The organism is Methylobacterium aerolatum (assembly GCF_022179085.1).
In the GTDB taxonomy this organism is placed as follows: domain Bacteria; phylum Pseudomonadota; class Alphaproteobacteria; order Rhizobiales; family Beijerinckiaceae; genus Methylobacterium; species Methylobacterium aerolatum.
The window spans coordinates 117,512-136,137 of record NZ_BPQE01000013.1; the positions used below are offsets into that span (position 1 = coordinate 117,512).

The window sequence follows — 18,626 nt, forward strand, 5'->3', positions numbered from 1 at the left end:
GTTCACGCTCGCTAGAAGCGCGGGACAGGGCGACCACCGATCGGAAGTGAGCAAGACCCACCGAAACGGGGCAATCCCAATCCGGGCTCACCATCCGCGTCCAAGGCTCGACGCTGGGCAGGGGCGCTCCGCAGGCTGGGGGACCTGCCGGAGCGGGTCACGGGCGATGGCTCGGTCCGGCCCGCCGGTCCTTCGCGGCGTGCGCGCGCCTTGGACGCCCCGTGAACGCCCCCGTCGACTGGCCGCAGGGCACCCCATCGCGGATGCCGAGGGCAATCTCGACGCGGGGAACGCCGGGCCATCGGCCACCCGCCCCGCGGCGATGCCTCTCCTTCGCCATCGGCCGACATGGAATCCGCGCGACCCATTTCCCCGTCGAGCCCGGCGTTCAAACGATGCCGGCGATGTGAATGCCGAGGTTACTCGGGCCGCGCAGCGACGCACCGGCGCGGTAGGACGGTGGATCGGCCATCAGGCGTGGCTCGACGAGACGGCGGCAGAGCGTCACCAGCGCAATCTCCGCCTCGATCCGCGCGAGGGGCGCGCCGACGCAATAATGCAGCCCGCCGCCGAACCCGAAATGCTGGATGTCGTCCCGGCTCGGGTCGAAGCGGTCCGGGTCGGAGAACCGCTCCGGGTCGCGGTTGCCCGACGCGAAGAGCAGGACCACCGGTGCACCCGGCGGGATCGTCGTCCCCCCGATCTCGATGGCACCGAGCGCCTTGCGCGTCCGGAAATGGACCGGCGGCTCGTAGCGCAGGAGTTCCTCGATGAGACGCGGCGCCCGCTCGGGATCGGCCTTCAGCCTCGCCAGTTCCTGCGGATGCCGGAGCAGGGTCAACATGCCGTTGGTGATGAGGTTCACCGTCGTCTCGTGCCCCGCCACGAGGAGCAGCACCGCCGTCGAGATCAGATCGACGTCGCCCATGGCGGGCTCGCCGCGATCGCCGCGCCGGGCGAGGCCGCTCAGCATGTCGTCGGCGGGGTGGCGGCGCTTGTCGCGGATCAGGCGGCGCATGTAGGCGGCGATGGCATCGAAGGTCGTCACCGTCGCGCGACGCGCCTCTTCGTCCCGGCGGGCATCCGGCTCGAGCGCGGTCGCGAGCTGGGTCGCCCAGGCGTGGAACTGCGGCTCGTCGGCTTCAGGCACGCCCAGCAGCTCGCAGATCACGGCCACGGGCAGCGGATAGGACAGGTCCTCGACGAGGCAGACTTCATCCCGTCCGCGGCAGCGCTCGATGAGTGTGTCCACCAGTGCCTCCACCCGTCCGTGCAGGTTGTTGACCCGTGCGATGGTGAACTCCTTCATGACGAAACCGCGCAGGGTGTCGTGATCGGGCGGATCGCGAAAGATCAACGGCCGGTGCGCGGTGGCCACCCGGTTCTTCAGGGGGTTGATGATCCAGTCCTTGAACGGATTTCCGGTGCGCGGGCGCCTCGATGGCGGAAGATCCTCCGAACTCAGCCGCGGGTCGAAGAGCAGGCTGCGGATCGCGGCGTGGGTGCTGACGACGTAGGCTCCGTCCCGCTGCCGCGAGACCGGCCTCCGCCGCAATCGCTCGTAGATCGGATAGGGGTTCGCCCGGTTCGCGCCGTCGAGAACCTCCGCGAACAGCGTGTCGTCAGACATGGGCCATCTCCAGGACGGGACGCTCGGTTCGCAAAGGCGGGAAGCCCGGCGCCAGGGTCTCGATCCGCCGTTGATCGGTGGCGTCGAGAATCGGCGGAAACGGCGCGCCGGCGAGGATCCGGTCCGCATAGGCGGGGAGCCAGCGCGCCTGATCGAACGAGACGGCGGCCACGCTGCGTCCGTCGCGTCCGTAGACCGCGAGAAAGCGCCGGCTCGCCCGGTCCCCCTGAACGATCGCGACCGCATCCGCTCCGTCGGCGAGGCCGACCGCCTTGATGTTGAGCCCGAACTGGCTCGACCAGAAGGCGGGGAGATGGACGTAGGGCTTGGGCTGCGCGGGGCGCAGCAGGCTGGACGCGGCATGGGCGGCCTGCTCGACGGCATTGCCCCAATGCTCGACCGTGATCGCCCGCCCGCCGTAGATCGGGTTCGGCCAGCGTGCCACATCCCCGGCCGCCACGATGTCGACGTCCGGAGGGCCTTCCCGGGTCAAGACGCGGCAGGCCCCGTCGCAGGTCACGCCGCCGCTGTCGGCCACGAGCCCGGCCCGCGCGAGCCACGCCGTCTCCCGGACGGCGCCGAGCGCCACGATGACCAGATCCGTGTCGATGGCCCCGCCGTCCTGAAGGTGCGCGCGGCGGACGTGCCCGGCCTCGCCGACGAGCGCGCGAACCCGCGCGCCGGGGCGGTAATCCACGCCGGAGCGTCGGAGGGTCTGCGCGAGCACCTCGCCGACCACCGTCCCGAGGATGCGGGCCAGGGGCGTCGGGTTGGGATCGACGAGGGTCACCGGCAATCCGAGGTCGCGGCAGCAGGAGGCGGCCTCGCAGCCGATGAGCCCGGCACCGATGATGAGAACCCTCTCCGGGGGCCGCGAGAGGGCCCGGCGCAGGGCGACGGCATCCTCACGACGCCGAATGGTGAAGACGCCATCGAGGTCGGCGCCCTGTTCCGTCCACGTCCGCGCCCTGGCCCCGGTGGCGATGAAGAGCTTGGTGAAGGGCACATCGCTCCCGTCGGCCAGACGGATCGTCCGCCCGGCCCTGTCGAGTCCCGTGGCGGGCTGGCCCAGCCGCCAGCGGGCGCGCAGGGACACCAAGTGCGGCAGGGCGGTCGCGTCGGCTTCCAGTTCTCCCGCCAGGACGTGCTTGGAGAGCGGTGGGCGGTCGTAGGGAGGATGCGGCTCGTCGCCGATAAGGGTGAGAGGGCCGTCGTAGCCGCCCCTGCGAAGGGCCTCGGCCCCGCGCAGGCCCGCCAGGGAGGCGCCGACGATCACGATGCCGGGACGCTCGCTCATGGCCGGTCGACCTTCGGCAGATCGACCTTCGACGGGTCGGACTCCTGCACGTCTGCCGCGTGCAGGTCGGCGGCTTCGACGAAGATCGCCCGCACGGGGCAAGCCAACCGGGCGCGCTCGATCCGGGCCCGCGCCTCGTCCGGCGGCGCCGGGTCATAGAAGAGGATCTCGTGGCCCCGGAGCGCGAAGCTCTCCGGTGCGGCGTAGCAGCATTGGGCGTAGCCCTGGCAACGATTCAAATCGACGACGACCCGCATGCGGCAGCTCCTGCGTTGGGATAGGGCCTCGAAAACGAGGTGTCGGCTCAGTCCTCCGGATCGGGAAGCAGCAGATGGGCCGACCGAAGCGGGACGCCGGCCACGAGCGCCAGCACGACGGCGGCGAGGAGGGCCGTCACGCCACCTCCGGGATGCTCCCGGCCCGAGAGGGCGGGGCGCGGAAGGGCTGCCGTCGCGGGGCGGCGGAGGAGGAGGGCCGGTTCACGCATCGACCGTCTCGAAGGCGGGCACGAGGGCGTCGATCGCGGACAGGATCTCGCGGCCTGCGTCGCGCCGGGCGAAGGACCCGGCCAGGGCGGCGGCGCGGCGCCGGTAGCGGGGCTCGGCCAACGCGGTGCCGATGGCCTCGCGCAACGCCGCGATGGAGGGGGTATTGGTCGCCAGATCGATGCCGGCGCCGGACCACCCGATGCGCGCTCCGACTTCGGCCTTGTCTTCGCTCAGGCCCGCCGAGACGATCGGCACACCGGCCGCCAGGGCCTGGCACACGCTCCCGTATCCTCCGTTGGTGACGAGGAGATCGACGTCCGGGAGGATCTCGGCGAACGGCAGGAAGCTCGCGACGCGGGCATTGGCGGGCACCGGTACGCCGACCGCGGAGACAGGCCGTCCGCCGGTCGTGGCGACCACCAGCAGGTCGTCGCGCTCGGCGAGTGCCGTCAGGGTCGGGGCGACGAGCTCGCCGAAATTCGCGTTCGCGAGAGTGCCCTGCGTCACCAACACGACGCGCTTGCTCCGATCGCGGCCCGTCCACCAATCCGGGACCGGCACGGTGCCCGCCCCGGCCGGCAGCAGCCCCACGAAGCGGACCGAGTCCGCTTGCTCGCCGAAGTCGTATTCGAAGTCCGGCACGCTCGGCTGGAGGAAGGCGTCGGGCAGCACGACGATGGATTGGGTGAGCGAGGCGGGCAGGCGGGGAAGCCCGAGATCGGCGAGGTGCCGGTCGACGCAGGCCCTCACCGGCCCCACGAAGGTGGCGTCGATGTGCGCCTTGAGGCCCGCATGGTGGGCCCGTTCGGCCTCGGTCCGGGCGGGGGGCAGGCCCATTCCCACGGGGGCTCCATCGGGCCGGTCGAGGAACAGGAAACTGACGTTCAGGACGGCGATGGGGGGGCGGGGCTTCGCGCCGAGCAGCAAGGGAAGCACGCCGAGGAACATGCTGCCGGCGATGATCACATCGGGTCGCTCCTCGGCGACGAGGGCGCGGAGCCGGGCGGCCTGAGGGAGCATCGGCTCGACGAACCGGCGCTCGAATTCATGCGTCCAGCGTTCGGGACCAGGCGGCAGGCTCGGTTCGAGATACCCAGCCGAACCGAAATCGTCACAGGGCGCGAAGGACAATCCCGCATCCTCGACCCGGCGCGCGAAGGCGGGGTCGGTCGTGACGACGACGCGGTCGCCGCGCGAGGCGAGAAGCCGCCCGACGGCGAGGAGGGGATTGACGTGCCCGGTCAAGGGTGTGGCGGCGATCAGCACTCTCATGGTGGGCTCCCGGTCTCGCTGGTGTCTCCTTCACCTCATTCGGGGCGGTCCCATTCCCCGTTACGGACCCTCGTTCGGGCGGGTGTGCCGGCGCACGGCGTCCGGGTTCGCCCAGTCCAGAAGTCGGCCGGCCCCGATCGCCTCGCGCGCGCACCGGTAGCCCACGGCGGCGGTCGTCCCCAGGCTCGACCACGCGCGCAGGTCCACGCCCGCCAGCGACGGCTTCAGCACGACGGCGGCGCGGCTCACCGACATCAGCGTCTGCGCATCGCTGGACACCGTCGCCGCACGCAGGAGGAGCGGGGCGATCCCCGGCATCGCGTCGGGAAGGCCGAGCAGGCGGCGAACGAACCGTCCCCGCCACGATCGCTCCGGCATGTCGGTGAAGGCGCGGTCGCTGCCGACATCGACGGCGAGCACCGGCCCGCGATGCATCGCCGCCAGCACGTCCGCGGGCAGGTTGTTCATCATGCCCCCGTCGACGAGGATGCCATCGTCCGAGACCACGGGCGGGAGCAGGCCGGGGATGGCGATGCTGGCCCGGAGCGCCCCCGCCAGATCGCCGCCGCGATGGACCATGGCCGCGCCGGTCGTCAGGTTCGACGAGACGCAGACGAAGGGGAGCCACAGATCCTCGATCCTGGCCTCGCCGAAGCTCTCCCGCAGGGCCGCCTCGACCTTCAGGCCCCGGGTCAGCGCGTGGAACGGCAGCGTGTAATCGTTGAGCGGGTTCTGGTCGACGAAGCTCGCGACCATCCTCGCGCGGATCTCCGCCACGCCGAGATCCATCGCCAGGCTCGCCGCCACGATGGCGCCCATGCTGGTGCCGCCCACGAAATCGACGGGCAGATCCGCTTCCGCGAAGGCTTCGAGAACGCCGAGATGCGCGAGGCCCCGGGCGCCGCCGCCGCCCAGCACGAGACCGCGCGCGGTGCCGGTCGTCAGGCGGACCAGCCGGGCCAGGTCGCGCGGGTGGCCGTCGCGAACCTGGATACGCATCGCGGCCGGCAGGCTCGCGACCTCGGGATGGATCGGGCGCGGCAGTGTGGCCCCGGCGTTCTGGCGGACCGCGAGGTCGATCCGGATCCACGCGGAGAGAACGGCCTCGATGCTGGCCCTCGCTCCGGGTCTCGGCGGCATGCCGGGCTCCGCGAGCAGCAGGATGTGATCGGCGTGCCGCAGACACAGGCTGCACCAGGGGCAGTCGGCCACACGATCGGCGACCAGGATCGTCCGGTCGTGCCGTGTCTCGTAGTCGTGGAACCATGCCTCGTCGGCGCCGTCCGGCCACTGCGTCAGGCAGCCGGTCTTCCCCGGCAGGCCGGCATCGAAGGCCGAGGCCAGCCGACGGCCGAAAGCCGGAGCGTCGAGCCCTTCCGTCACAGCCAGCACCGCGAAGTTGCGGGGGGCATGGCCCACGGCGCGCCGCTCCGCGGCGTTTCGCAGGCGCGTGGACAGAAGGCGCGCGAAGTACAGCAGGATCGCCGGATGGTCGGCGACCAGCGCCTCGAAGGCGCTGCGGCTCAGGCGCAGGAGATGCGTGTCGCGCAGGGCCGTGGCTGTCGCGGATCGTGGTTCCGCGGAGAGAAGCGCCATCTCCCCGAATGTCTCCGGCGGCCCCAGGCGGGCGAGGCGGCGGATCTGCCCGTCCCCCGGATCGCGGGTCGAGATTCCGACAGCGCCGGAGACCAGGGTGTACAGCGCGTCTCCTTCCTCGCCCTGCTCGAAGATCGGCCCCCCCCCGGCGACCGCAACGGAGGCGAAGCGCGCCCGGACGGCCTCCGCCGCCGCCCGATCGAGCCCTGCGAGGAGGGGAATCTCCGGCTCGCTCATGGCAACGCCTTCGCGGCGCGCTTCAGGTCCTGGGCGGCGCGGGCATAACCGCCTCCGGCTCCATCGACGAAATGAAGGTGGTCGGCCTGCGTCGGCGAGGGCGTGATGCAGGTCACGACGGCGGCCTCCTGCCGATGGAGGCCGTAGCTCACGATTCCCTCGTCCTGGGCCTGCGTCAGGCGCGCCTCGATGGCATCGGCCGTTTCCGGCGGGCAGGCGACCGTGAGGCGCAGACCGTCGTCGTACTTTCGGAAATCGGCGTTGGCGGTGAGCTGACGGCGGTAGAGCCGGGGCGAAAAGCGACCGACTTGAAGCCCCAGGCGGAAAACGGCGAAGGACACGCTTCGCCCGGCCAGGAGCCGCAGCCGGCGCAGGACGGCGGAACCGAGCAGCGGCCCGGCGGCCCTGGCGTCTTCTGCCAAGCCGGACCAGGGCGGCCGCAGCGCCGGCCCTGCGCCGGGGAGAGGGCGGCCCATCTCCGGAACGGCATCGACGGCCGCCAGGATTTCCGCGAGGACGGCGCGCAGGCGGGCAGGATCGGCCCCACGACGGGGCAGCACGATCAGGGAGAGCACGAGCCTGCCACGGCTCGCCACCGGCGCGAAGCGGCAGGACAGTCCCGTCAGGTCGGGAGGCCCGCCCTGCCCCCCTGCGGCAATGGCATAGGCCCCCGTCTTCATGACGGCCTCCGCCCAGGCGAGACCTCCGCCCATGAACATCGCATACGTGACGTCGGCGGAGGCGGCGTAGCGCGCGACGCGCAGATCGTGTCCCGCCGCCCGCGCGGCGGCGACCGGGATGAGGGCCGCCCGCAGGGTCAGGCCCAGACCATCGCGCGCCCAGGCCACCGTGGCGGCGAGGACCGTCTCCACGGTCCCGCGATGGTCCGGCGGGATCAGCAGGCTCGATCCGTCGCCCCCGAAGACGAACGGGATCTCGATCCCGGGAAGGGCATTGCGGATTGCGGCGATGGCAGCGGCACCGGCGAGGTTGACCGCCCGGTAGCGGCCGCGCTCGATCGCCTCGGTCGACAGGGCAACGTCGCTCAGGGCAATCCACCATGCATCCGGAACGGGGACGTACCGGGCGTCGTCGAGGACATCCGAGAAGCGCTCGATCGGATCGAGCCGGGCGTAGTCGAAAACGGGCGGCGGAGTTCGAAGATCAGGCACCCCTCCCTCCCTCGCCCCGCGATCAGGTCCCTGCGCCGATCCTTCGCCAAAGGCCGAGAGCGAGGTTTGGGCGGCCATTGGCCGAGGGCTCGTTCGTCGATGCGGACGGGATCGTCGGAACTCAGGCGACGAGCTTAACAAGTCTCGAAGCCCGTGACGATGGTCCTTCGCAGACGTCATGGGACGGCAGCGTCAGACTTGCCCGAGTCGGGCGGCCTGTGACGGCCACCCGACCGGCTCCCACGTCGCGCTACTTCTTCATCGTGTCCTTGCCCATGGTGTCCTTGTGCATGGAATCCTTGGCCATGCCGTCCTTGGCCATGGAATCCTTGCGCATCGAGTCCTTGGCCATGCTGTCCTTGGCCATGGAGTCCTTGGCCATGGAGTCCTTGGCCATGGAGTCCTTGCTCATCGATTCCGCAGCAAAGACCGGACTTGCGAACAACGAAGTAGCGAGCAAAGCGGCGGAGATGGACCGGAAAAGGCTGGACATATCGCAGATCCTTCAGTGCCGTGCCGAAGAGTGGCACCGCCTTTATTTCGGCGTGACTGTTTTGTTGTTACGCCTGCCTGGAAATAATCTTCCGCTTCCATCGCGCATTTCGTAGGGATGCAGTCCGGGCGGTCCTCCGGTGCGACTGGAAGGGAGCGGCGTCCGAGATTTACGCCACCCCCGCGCGCACAGCTTGCCGCTGCGTGCAGCCGTTCGGCCCAGGCCGGGTCGGCACGGCCGCAAAAACAGTGAGTCAGGTTCCAGCTTGCAGGCGCGCGGCGCCGACGATCCGGCCCGCGGGTTCCTGCAGGATCACGGCGACGTCCTCGCCGATCGGCCGCTCGGCACTCAGCGTCACCGGCTTACCGTTCCAGGAACCGAGATCGCGCAGGGAGCGCACCACATTGGCTTGGAGGATCGTGCGTCCGCCGTTCTCGCCCCGCCCGATGGCGGTGCGATGCCTCCGGTCGAAGCCGACCAGAAGGATCCGGGCTGCTCCCTTGCCTTCGCCGACCGTGATGCCGACCCCGTTCCCCTTGCTGACGAGCGTGAGGTTCGCCGCGGTCGTGGCATCGGCCCTTGCCGCTGCAATGGCGGTCGCCGCCTCCCCGCGACGGGAACCGACGAGGCTTCGGACGCCATCGACCACGAGCTGCGGCGTGAAACTGCCGCCTCCGAACTGGCTGGCGTAGGCGGCCTGCCGGTTCGTGGCGCCTTCGAACGAGAAGGAGTCCTTCCATCCCAGCCTGTTCCAGTAGGTCACATGGAACCCGAGGGGCAGAAGATCGGGCTGCCCGGCCAGCTCCGCCAGCAGCTCCTCGGCCGGGGGACACGACGAGCAGCTCTGTGACGTGAAGAGTTCGAGGACGACGGGCCGCGCCTGCGCAGGGAGCGGTGCAAGACCGAGAGTCAGGAGGAAGAGCGCGCGAACGGTAGGGAGGGGCATCATGCGGTTCCCATCGACGATGGATCGATGCCGCCCATTCGCGCCTGTCCGCGGCTCCGTTACAGGGGGCGGGATCGGTGTCCGACCGGGTTGAGCCCCTTTCTCCATGAATCCCCGGTCGTCTTTGCGAGCGCCCCGGCGACTCGCGGACGTGCGAGGCGCGGAGCAGGATGGGCAACTCGGCCTTCCGTGAGATCACGGGCAGGGGCTATGCTTGCCCGATCGAAGACGGCTCATTCACCCATCGGAGCGCCGTCGGGCCTGTGTGGCTCCCCGGCTCCTTCGTCTTCCAAGACACGCCTGACGAAAGCCGCGATGATTGCGACCGTGTCCGCGAAAGCTTCGCGATGGGGTTCATGACCGACGTTGGGCAGTTCACGGACGGTGAGCAGGCCGGGCGGGCAAGATCGGCGGGCTGCAACGATCTGGGCCCGTGTCCCGTAGGCGTCCTCGGTTCCCTGGATGAGCGTCACGGGGACGGTCAGGCGTGTCAGCGCAGCCTCGATCGTCCATCCGCGCCGGCCCGGATCGAGCCAAGCGTCGTTCCAGCCGCGGAAGGCCCCTTCGACATCGGCGTGCCAGCGGCCGAGGCGGGTCCGCAGGAGCCCCCGTTCGTAGGCGGCTCGGGTTCGCCTGATCGCGGACAGCGTGACCTCCTCCACGAAGAAATGCGGCGCGATCAGCACGCCGCCCCGCAGGCGGGCCTCGCCTTCCGCCAGGGCGAGCGCGGCGATCGAGGCGCCGTCGGAGTGGCCGATCAGCACGCCGCTTCCGACCTCCGCCGCGTCGAGGATCCGCGGGAGGACCGCGCGGGCCTCGTGCTCCAGATAGTCGGCCGGGCGAGGCAGGGACACCGGGCTCGACGCGCCATAGCCCTGACGGGAGACGGCCAGGACACCGCACCCGGTCGTCCGGGCGAGGGTCTCGGGCAGGGCACCCCATTGCATCGCCGAACCGAGGCCTTCGTGGAGCAACACCAGCGTGGGGGCCGCCGCCGGCTGTCGACCGACGAAGTGGTACTCCAGCCGGCCATCGCCGAGATCGAAGAAGCCGGAGGATTGCAGGCGAGCCATGTCATCACTCCCACCGGGTTTCGACCGGTCCGTCCTTCCCTCGGGATCGGGACGGACGGACCGGTCGGGGGCGTGCAGGCGGAGAACCGGCGGGACGCTCGCCCCGGGCGGTGGCTCCGCCTCCACGGGGGCCGTCACTCCCGGTCGAGGTTGCCCCGCGTCTCCGGCGTGATGACGGCGCCGACGAGGTAGACCAGCGTGACGCCGGTCATCACGACCGTCAGCACCATCGGGATCTGCGTCGGCCCATCGGCAACGAGGGAGACGAACGTCGGCAGCATGCCGCCGAGCGCGAAGCCGATGTTCCAGGTCAGGCCCGTCCCGGTGGCCCTCACGGCCGTCGGAAACTTCTCATTCAGGAAGATCAACAGCGGCGCGTAGCTGGCGTTGGCGATGAGCGAGAGAAGGAAGGCGCAGGCCGCCACCCCCATGAGGCTCGTGGTGTTCGCCATGGTCAGGAAGAGAACGGGAAAGGCGAACAGGCGGATGACGCCCATCAGCAGGAACGACCGCTTGCGCCCGATGTGCTGGCTCAGTTCGCCCAAGCCGCAGGCGCCAATCGCCGCCGCCACGTTCGCGCCGATCAGGATCATCGAGGCGGTGGCGTTCGGGACGCCGTTCACGAGCTTGAGGAGGGTCGGAAGGTAGCCGGACGTGAGGTAGTAGGCCGCGCCGCCGCCGAAGGAGATGAGCGTCGCGACCGCGAAGCTTCCCCGGTTGGCCGGCGAGAACAGCGAGCGGATCGGCGAGGCCTCCGCCGGAGCGCCCGCCCGGAGCGCGGCCTTGCGAGCCTGCAGATCCTTGAAGATCGGCGATTCCTCGAGGTTGCGGAAGAGGATCAGGCCGATCACCGAGGTCAGGAGACCCGAGAAGAACATCACCCGCCAGCCCCAGTCGGCGAAGGCCTCGCCCGGCGCCATGAGCGAGACGAGATAGAAGACCAGGGACGCCAGGAGGCCGCCGATGGCCGAGCCGCCGCTGCCGACCGCCCCGGACATCAGCCCCCGCCACCGCTCGGGCACGGATTCCGTACCGATCGTGTGGGAGGCCGCGACGACACCGCCGACGAAGACGCCCTGGACGAGGCGAAAGAACAGGAAGATCGCGGTGGCGAGCCATCCGATCTGGCCGACCGTCGGCAGGAGGCCGAACACCGCCGTCGACAGGCCGACGCCGATCACCGCCACCATGAGGGCGCGGCGGCGGCCGAAGCGGTCCGCGTAGGAGCCGAACAGGGCGGAGCCGAGGGGCCGGATCAGCAGCGTGACCGCGAAGGAGGCGTAGGCTCCGGCCAGCGACAGCATCGGCTTGTCCGCCGGGAAGAACAGGGTGCCGACGACCGGCGCCACGTAGAGCAGGATGAACAGGTCGAAGAGATCGAGCCCCCAGCCGAATAGCGAGGCCATGGCGGCCGTCGCCGTCTGCCGGCCGGTGGGCTTGGCGAGGGCGGGGGGATCGGATGCGAAGGTGGCGGCGGTCTGCATGGGGTTCCTCCGGGAGATGCGGTCGTTGCCGCGGCGGGGCCGGTTCGGGCTCTGGGACTTGGCGGGAGCCATTCGGGCGTGCGCCGTCGTGTCCCGCCTGGGCGGGATCGAAGCGGTGCCGTGAGGGTCACGGGGTGTGGGGAGCTGCCCTGCAGCCCCCCGGCGCGGTGGGCTTAGGAGCCGGTGAAGCGCGGCGCGCGCTTGGCGTGGAACGCCTCGACGCCTTCGCGGAAGTCGTCGGCCTGCCGCAGGCGGCTGTAGCAATGCCCTTCGAGCTCGATGGCGATGGAGAGGCTCGCATCCTCGGTGTCGTTGAGGAGCTTCTTGGCGGTGCGCTGGGCGATGGGGGAGAAGGCGCGCAATTCCTCGACCAGCGCGTCGGTGGCCTTTTCCAGATCCGCGTCGGCCACGCATTCGGTGGCGATGCCCCAGTCGAGGGCCTGCCGGCCGGGGATGCGCTTGGAGCGCATCACGATGTCCTTGGTCCGGGTGATGCCGACGATCTTCTGGAGGCGGGCGGAGCCGCCGGAGCCGGGAATCTGGCCGAGCTTCTGCTCGGGCAGCGCGTAGCGGCAGGTCTCGGAGACGATGCGGAAGTCGCAGGCCAGCGAGATTTCGAAGCCGACGCCGAAGGTGTAACCCCGGTTGGCGGCGATGACGGGCTTCGAGCAGCGGGCCGGCGCCGCCATGTTCCAGGCGAGCTTCGAGACGTGCTCGGGGGAGGCGTCGAGGAAGCCCTTGATGTAGCCCCCCGAGGAGAAGTGCTCGCCCTCCGCCCGCAGGACGATGACCCGCACGCGGGGATCCTCGTCCAGCGCCTCGAACACCTTCCGGATCTCGTCGCGCTGGGGCATCGCGATGACGTTCATGGGCGGCCGGGCCAGGATCACGTCGGCGCGCTCGCGCTCCGCGTCGATCTCGACGCGGAAGCCGTCGAGGTTCGTCAGGCGCGGGTCGGTGGTGGGGGTGTCGCTCGTCATGGGTTGGGCTCTCGCTGGAAACTTTCGAGGGGGTGTCAGGCGGCCTCGTGGCCTTCGGCATGGGGCTCGGCCCCGCTCTCGGGCACGTATTCGCCGGCCACGAGTTGGCGGCGCAGCAGCTTGCCGACCGGCGATTTCGGGATCTCGTCCACGAAGACGTAGCGGCGCGGCAGCTTGTGGCTCGGCAGGCCGCCGGCCCGGCAATGGGCATCGAGCGCCGCCGCGTCGGTGCTGCCGCTCCGCTTGATGAAGGCCGCCACGATCCGGCCCCAGCGCTCGTCGGGCAGGCCCACGACGGCGACCTCCGACACGGCCGGATGCAGGGACAGGCGGCTCTCGATCTCGACGGGCGAGACGTTCTCGCCCCCGGTGATGATCATGTCGTCCACCCGCCCGGTGACGTAGAGGTCGCCGTCGGCGTCGGCGAAGCCGGTGTCGCCGGTGAAGTACCAGCCGTCGCGGAAGGCCTTGGCGTCGGCCTCGGGGCGATGCCAGTAGCCCTCGAAGGCTTCGTCGCCCTTGGCGATGACGGCGATCTCGCCCTCCTCGCCCGGCGCGACGGTCCGGCCCGGATCGCCCCCCAGGGGCACGACGCGCACCATGGTGTTGAGGCCCGCCCGCCCGGCCGAGCCGGGCTTGCCCGCCGCCTCGTGGTTGATCGTGAAGGTGTAGACCTCCGACGAGCCGTAATGGTTGACGAAGAGGTCCGGCCGGAACGCCTCGGTCAGGCGGGCGAGCAGGCCGTCCGTCATCGGTGCCCCGGCGAAGCCGAGCTTGCGCACGGAGGTCGTGTCGGTCGCCGGGAAATCCTGGTGATGCACGAGGTCGTGGTAGAGGGTCGGCACGAGGTAGAGGTTGGTGATCCGCTCGGCCGCGATCAGCCGCAGCGCGCCAGCCACGTCGAACCGGGGGAGGCAGACGAAGGTCCCGCCGATCAGCGACATGGCGAGGAGCGAGCGCACCCCCATCGTGTGATAGAGCGGCATCACGCCGAGCGTGCGCTCGCCGCGCCCGTAGAGGTTTTGCGCCACATGCGCGACGGCCGCCGCGCGCTCCGCCCGGTGTCGCCGTGGGACCCCCTTGGGCTTGGCGGTGGTGCCGGAGGTGTAGAGCATCAGCGAGATCGCCTCCGCGTCGGCCCGGGGCGTCGCGGGAGGCCCCTCGGTGGCGGCGAGATCGGCGAAGGCCGTCTCGCCGGGGCCGGGCGGCGTGCCGACGGCGATGCGCGCGATCCGCTGCGATGGCGCGCTGTCTCGCAGGCTCGCGGCCGAGACCGGTTCGTAGGCGATGGCGCGGGCTTGCGCGTTCTCGACCGCGAAATCGATCTCCTCGGCCTTGGCCCGCCAGTTGATCGGCGTGATCACGATCCCCGCGAACTGGCAGGCCCAGTGCAGAGTCGCCGCCTCGTGCCGGTTCTGGAGGACCGTGACGAGGTGGTCGCCGGGCTTCAGCCCGAGCCGGTCGAGCCCGGCCACGGTCGCGGAGATGACCCGGAACCACTCCGCGTAGGTCAGCCGGGTCTCCCCATCGACGAGGGCCAGGGCGCGGGGATCGCGGGAAACGCTCGCGAGGAAGCTGGTGCCGAGATCAAGCATGGGCGGCCTCCGGGGATGACGGGGCCGGGATGTCGCCCCTGAGTTCCGCAGCCGCCTCCAGGGCGGCCTCGATGATCGGCGCATAGCCGGTGCAGCGGCAGAGATGGCCGCCGATCACTTCCGTGATCTCCCGGCGCGAGGGGTTCGGCCGGAAGGCGAGATAGGCCTCCAGCGACATCAGGATGCCGGCGGTGCAGAAACCGCATTGCAGGGCGTGCCGCCGCCGGAACGCCGCCTGCAGCACCCCGAGGCGGCCGGGCTCCGGAGCCAGACCCTCGACGGTCCGCACGGCACAGCCCTCGACCCCCACCGCGAGGGTCAAGCAGGCCCGGGCGGGCACCCCGTCGATGGACACCGTGCAGGCGCCGCAGACGCCGTGCTCGCAGCCGACATGCGTGCCCGTGGCCCCGAGGCCGTGGCGCAGGGCGTCGGTCAGCAGGGTGCGGGTCTCGACCTCGACCGTGGTCTCGCGCCCGTTGAGGGTGAAGGCCACCGTATGACGGCCCTTCGCGTCTAGCTGTGGCATGGCACGGCCTCCTGATGGGTGTCGCCGCGGGCGACCTTGACGGCCTGTTCCAGCACTCGGCGGCCGAGGCTGCGCACGAGATCGCGGCGGTAGCGGGCGGTGCCGTGGAGATCGTCCCCCGCGCCGAGGTCCCAGGCGAAGGCGTTGAGGGCATCGTCGAGCGCCGACCCGTCGAGGTGGGGAAAGTCGCGGGCGGTGGGCCGGTCGGCGACGCCGCCGACCGCGAGCCGCATCCGGGTGCCGTCCACCACGGCGGCGCAGGCGACGATGGCGTAGTCGCCGTGCCGACGCCCCACCTCGGCGAAGGCCGTGCCGGTGCCCTCCCGGCGCAGGGGATAGGCGATGGCCTCGATCATCTCGTCGTCGGCCCGGTCGGTGACCATCATGCCGGTGAAGAAGTCCTCGGCCGCCACGCGCCGGGCCTTTCGGCGGCTGCGCAGGTGCACCTCGCCCCGGAGCGCCACGAGGCAGAGGGGAATCTCCGCGCTCGGGTCGGCATGGGCGACGGAGCCGCAGAGCGTCCCCCGCGCCCGGGTCTGGATGTGCCCGACCCACGGCAGGGCGGCGGCCAGCAGCGGCAGATCCCTCGCGAGACCCGGCCGGTCGAGCAGGATGGCCTGCCGCACGCCCGCCGGGATGACGAGGGTTCCCTTATCGGGGCGAGGCTCTTTGAGAGCGGGGATGCGCATCACGTCGACGAGGACGGCGGGCTTCGTGAGCCGCATGTTGAGCATCGGCATCAGGGATTGGCCGCCCGCGATGATCCGTGCCTCGGGGCCGTGCTGACGCAAGGCTTCGAGGGCATCGTCCAGGGATGCGGCGCGGAGGTAGTCGAAGGGAGCGGGCTTCATGCCGAGACTCCGAGGCGGGCAAGCAGGCGGCGCAGGAAGGCCGGGAGCCGGGAGGACGGACCGGCGGAGCCTCCCGCCCGCCGGGCGAGGGCCGTGAAGAACCCGCCGATGATCACCCGCGCGGCCCCGTCGAGGAGACGTCCGCCCACCGCCGCGACCTTGCCGCCCACCGCCGCCTCGTAGACGTAGGCGATCCGCGTGCCCCCCGTGCCGTCGGGCTCCAGGGTCAGGCGGCCGGTGCCGCCGCCGCTGCCGAGGCCGCCCGTCACCGTGCCGGTGAGCGTCACCGCCCGGGGCTCGTCGAGGTCGGAGAGGATCACCTCGGCCTTGTAGCGGCCCTTCACCGGGCCGACGCCGAGCGTGACGTCGGCCTGGAACCGTGTGTCGGAGAGCTTCCGCACCCCATGCGAACCGGGGATGACGGAGGCGAGCACGTCGGGATCGAGGAGCATCGCCCAGACCGTCTCCGGCGTAGCCGTGACGGCGGCCGAGCCCTCCCCGCGCAGGGTGCGGTCGCCCGCCTTGGCGGCGGGCTTCGGGGCGGCGTGGCCGGAGGGGGGGCCCCGCTCCTCCCCGCCCGCCGCGAGGGCCGCGAGCTTGGCGGGCGTCAGCGGCAGGTCGATGGCTTCCAGGCCCAGGGCGTCGGCCACCGCGTTGGCGAGGCAGACCGGCGTCGACATGCAGTTGCCCTCGCCGACCCCCTTGGCGCCGAGCGGCGTGAAGGGCGACGGGCTCTCGACGTGCAGGATGCGCAGGTCCGGCACCTCGGTCGCGGTGGGCAGCAGGTAGTCGGCGAAGGTGCCGGACAGGAAGGCGCCGTCGTCGCCGTAGGCGAGTTCCTCGTAGACCGCCGCGCCGAGCGCCTGCGCGAAGCCACCGCGCACCTGTCCCTCGACCATGCCGGGGTGCAGGATGCGCCCGCAATCGTGCATCGAGACGTAGCGGTCGATGGCGATCTTGCCGGTGAGCCGGTCGATCTCCAAGCCGCAGATGTCGAAGATGAAGCCGTGGCACAGGGAGGAGTTGATGTGGTCCTCCGCGTCCGGCGCCGTCAGCTCCGGGGGTGTCCAGAACACCGTCTCGCGGATCACCGCGCCGAGATCCTCCGGCACGAGGCCCGGCGACCAGTGGCTCGTGGCGGCGACCCGCGCGAAGGGCAGGCCCGCATCCGGGTTCATCCGCGAGGCGATGCGCCCGCCCGCGAAGACGAGATCCTCAGGGCGCAGGTTCAGCTGCGCCGCCGCGATCCGCGCGAGCCTGTCGCGTAGGCGGGTGGCGGCGAGGTGCGCGACCCCCGCGACGGCGGCGGCGAAGCGGCTCGCGTAGTTGCCGGAGGCGATGGACCAGGCATCCTTGGCGGTGTCGAGGTCGGCGGTGACCCGGACCTGCTCCATCGGCAGGCCGAGCACGTCGGCCACCACCTGGGCCAGCACCGTCCGGTGCCCCTGGCCCTGGGGCACGGAGGCGACCTGCACCGTCACCGAGCCGACGGGATCGAGGGTGATGGTGGCGGTCGATTGCGCGCCGTTCTTCGGCCCGGCCTTGGCGCGCTCCTCCGCCGTCAGCACGGTGGTGATGTAGCCCATGTTGGAGACGCTGGGCTCGACCGCCGCCGTCAGGCCGATGCCGTAGAGGCGGCCCTCTGCGCGGGCGGCGTCCCGCCGCCGCCTCAGCTCGTCGAGCCCCCCGTCCCGGGCGGCCTCGTCGAGGGCGCGCTGGTAATCGCCGGAATCGTAGAGGGCGCCGGTCGCGGTGCGGTAGGGGAAGGCGTCGGCCGGAATCAGGTTCTTGCGGATCACCGCGAAGGGATCGAGGCCCAGCGTCAGCGCGATGCGCTGCATCAGCCGTTCCAGCGGATAGTAGACCTGCGGCCCGCCGAAGCCGCGCACGAGGCCGGTCGGGGTCTTGTTGGTGAGCACCACCCGGTTGCGCACGGCGACGTTGCGGATGGCGTAGGCGCCGGTGAGGTTGCCGTGCATCCGGTAGAGCGTGGCGGGTTCGGGCGCCCGCAGGTAGGCGCCGCAATCCTCGACCTGATCCCAATCGAGGGCGGTGACGCGCCCGTCCGCCTCGAAGGCGGCGCGGAGGGTCGTGACCCGGTTCGTGGCGGAGACGGAGGCCGAGAGGTGCTCCAGCCGGTCCTCGATCCACTTCACCGGCTGGCCCACGAGGCGCGCCGTGGCGGCGATCAGCACGGCGTAGGGGGCGACGCCCTGCTTCACCCCGAAGCTGCCGCCGGAATCCGGCGGCGTGCGCAGGCGCAGGCGGTTGCCGGGCACCTTGAGCGCCCGGGCCACCACCGCGTGGATGCTGAACGGCCCTTGGAAGTTCGCGAGCACGTCGTAGGAATCGTCGGTGGGGTCGTAGGAGGCGACGACGCCATAGGTCTCCATCGGCGAGCCGGTGTTGCGCGGGTAGCGCACGGTCACGGACAGGGTGTGCGGGCTCTCCGCGAAGGCGGCCTCGGGGTCGCCGTAGCGGAAGCGCCGGTCGCTCACGCCATTGGCGCCGACGCCCTCGTGCAGGATCTCACTGTCGGGGGCGAGGGCCGCCAGCGGGTCGATCACCGCCGGGCGGACCCGGTACTGCACCTCGATCAGGTCGCAGCCGTCCTCCGCGAGGTAGCGGTCACGGGCGACGACGATGGCCACCGGCTCGCCGACATAGCGCACCCGGTCCACCGCGATGGCGCGGGCATCGACGGCCGCCCGCAGGGCCGGGACGAGGCCGGTGGTGACGGCATCGAGGTCGCGGCCCGTGACCACGGCGGCGACGCCGGGCAGCGCCTTGGCCGCCGCGACGTCGATGGCGAGGATGTCCGCATGGGCGTGGGGCGAGCGCAGGATCGCCGCGTGCAGCGTGCCGGGTCGCGTGCCGAGATCGTCGATGTAACGGCCGAGCCCGGAGAGCAGGGCGGCGTCCTCGACGCGCTCCACGGACCGTCCGACATAGCGCGATGACACGATGCCCAAGCCGTTTCCTCCGC

Annotated in this window: 16 protein-coding genes; all 16 read right to left on the reverse strand. The window is 71.3% G+C overall.

The window, feature by feature from the left end; all coding sequences use genetic code 11:
• Positions 1-388: 388 nt before the first annotated feature.
• Positions 389-1,630 carry a cytochrome P450 gene (locus tag MFF06_RS10070; protein ID WP_238203437.1) on the reverse strand — a complete coding sequence of 414 codons (1,242 nt, stop codon included), beginning with the start codon at positions 1,628-1,630 and terminating at the stop codon, positions 389-391.
• Positions 1,623-2,927, reverse strand: a complete 1,305-nt coding sequence (locus tag MFF06_RS10075; RefSeq protein WP_238203439.1) for an NAD(P)/FAD-dependent oxidoreductase — start codon at positions 2,925-2,927, stop codon at positions 1,623-1,625. The genes MFF06_RS10070 and MFF06_RS10075 overlap by 8 nt, the downstream gene beginning before the upstream one ends.
• Positions 2,924-3,184, reverse strand: coding sequence for a ferredoxin (locus tag MFF06_RS10080; RefSeq protein WP_238203441.1), 261 nt, complete (start codon positions 3,182-3,184; stop codon positions 2,924-2,926). The genes MFF06_RS10075 and MFF06_RS10080 overlap by 4 nt, the downstream gene beginning before the upstream one ends.
• A gap of 47 nt (positions 3,185-3,231) precedes the next feature.
• Positions 3,232-3,414 (reverse strand): hypothetical protein, encoded by a 183-nt coding sequence (locus MFF06_RS10085; RefSeq protein WP_238203443.1) that lies wholly within the window; start codon positions 3,412-3,414, stop codon positions 3,232-3,234.
• On the reverse strand, positions 3,407-4,687 hold the full coding sequence (locus MFF06_RS10090) for a glycosyltransferase (RefSeq protein ID WP_238203444.1): 1,281 nt from the start codon (positions 4,685-4,687) through the stop codon (positions 3,407-3,409). The genes MFF06_RS10085 and MFF06_RS10090 overlap by 8 nt, the downstream gene beginning before the upstream one ends.
• Before the next feature lie 60 nt (positions 4,688-4,747).
• Positions 4,748-6,520 (reverse strand): patatin-like phospholipase family protein, encoded by a 1,773-nt coding sequence (locus MFF06_RS10095; RefSeq protein ID WP_238203445.1) that lies wholly within the window; start codon positions 6,518-6,520, stop codon positions 4,748-4,750.
• On the reverse strand, positions 6,517-7,692 hold the full coding sequence (locus tag MFF06_RS10100; RefSeq protein WP_238203446.1) for a DUF3095 family protein: 1,176 nt from the start codon (positions 7,690-7,692) through the stop codon (positions 6,517-6,519). Before MFF06_RS10100 ends, MFF06_RS10095 begins: the two co-directional genes overlap by 4 nt.
• Positions 7,693-7,942: 250 nt before the next feature.
• Complete coding sequence (locus MFF06_RS10105; RefSeq protein WP_238203447.1) at positions 7,943-8,185, reverse strand: pentapeptide MXKDX repeat protein; 243 nt, start codon at positions 8,183-8,185, stop codon at positions 7,943-7,945.
• Between the two features lie 253 nt (positions 8,186-8,438).
• Positions 8,439-9,134: a DUF1223 domain-containing protein gene (locus MFF06_RS10110; protein ID WP_238203448.1), complete on the reverse strand. Its 696-nt coding sequence runs from the start codon at positions 9,132-9,134 to the stop codon at positions 8,439-8,441.
• Positions 9,135-9,364: 230 nt separating this feature from the next.
• A complete protein-coding gene (locus MFF06_RS10115) occupies positions 9,365-10,204 on the reverse strand; it encodes an alpha/beta fold hydrolase (RefSeq protein ID WP_238203450.1) in 840 nt (279 codons plus the stop codon).
• A 134-nt stretch (positions 10,205-10,338) separates the two neighbouring features.
• Positions 10,339-11,688, reverse strand: coding sequence for an MFS transporter (locus tag MFF06_RS10120; protein ID WP_238203453.1), 1,350 nt, complete (start codon positions 11,686-11,688; stop codon positions 10,339-10,341).
• Between the two features lie 173 nt (positions 11,689-11,861).
• Entirely contained in the window at positions 11,862-12,668 is an 807-nt protein-coding gene (locus MFF06_RS10125; RefSeq protein ID WP_238203456.1) for an enoyl-CoA hydratase/isomerase family protein, read from the reverse strand.
• 35 nt (positions 12,669-12,703) lie between these two features.
• Positions 12,704-14,263: an AMP-binding protein gene (locus tag MFF06_RS10130; RefSeq protein WP_238203458.1), complete on the reverse strand. Its 1,560-nt coding sequence runs from the start codon at positions 14,261-14,263 to the stop codon at positions 12,704-12,706.
• Complete coding sequence (locus MFF06_RS10135) at positions 14,256-14,789, reverse strand: (2Fe-2S)-binding protein (RefSeq protein WP_238203460.1); 534 nt, start codon at positions 14,787-14,789, stop codon at positions 14,256-14,258. The genes MFF06_RS10130 and MFF06_RS10135 overlap by 8 nt, the downstream gene beginning before the upstream one ends.
• On the reverse strand, positions 14,777-15,640 hold the full coding sequence (locus MFF06_RS10140) for an FAD binding domain-containing protein (protein ID WP_238203463.1): 864 nt from the start codon (positions 15,638-15,640) through the stop codon (positions 14,777-14,779). The genes MFF06_RS10135 and MFF06_RS10140 overlap by 13 nt, the downstream gene beginning before the upstream one ends.
• Positions 15,637-18,612 (reverse strand): xanthine dehydrogenase family protein molybdopterin-binding subunit, encoded by a 2,976-nt coding sequence (locus tag MFF06_RS10145; protein ID WP_238203466.1) that lies wholly within the window; start codon positions 18,610-18,612, stop codon positions 15,637-15,639. The genes MFF06_RS10140 and MFF06_RS10145 overlap by 4 nt, the downstream gene beginning before the upstream one ends.
• Between the last annotated feature and the right edge of the window lie 14 nt (positions 18,613-18,626).